Annotated in this window: 1 protein-coding gene; it reads left to right on the plus strand. The window is 65.5% G+C overall.

Features of this window, described 5'->3' with window-relative positions; genetic code table 11:
• The coding region (locus HV355_RS23980) for a helix-turn-helix domain-containing protein (RefSeq protein WP_182403873.1) at positions 1 to 394 on the plus strand (394 nt) is incomplete at both ends.

The raw sequence follows: 394 nt of genomic DNA on the forward strand, positions 1-394 counted from the left end.
CCTCTGTCGTCGCTTCGGCATTTCACCTGCCACCGGCTATAAGTGGCTTCGCCGCTGGGCGGAGGAAGGGGCCGCCGGCCTTCAGGACCGCCCGCGCATACCGCACCATTCCCCGAACCGCTCATCTGACGACATCACCGCCCTGCTGCGTATGGCCCATGAGCGCCATCAACGCTGGGGCGCACGCAAGATAAAGCGCTGGCTCGAAGACCTGGGGCACACCATGCCCGCCTTCAGCACCGTCCATAACCTGATGGCCCGCCATGGCCTGCTGCCGGGCACTTCACCGGGCATTCCGGCCACCGGCCGCTTCGAACACGACGCACCGAATCGCCTCTGGCAGATGGATTTTAAGGGCCACTTTTCCTTCGGCGGTGGCCGCTGCCATCCGCTG

The organism is Enterobacter sp. RHBSTW-01064, assembly GCF_014103035.1.
Classification (GTDB): domain Bacteria; phylum Pseudomonadota; class Gammaproteobacteria; order Enterobacterales; family Enterobacteriaceae; genus Enterobacter; species Enterobacter mori.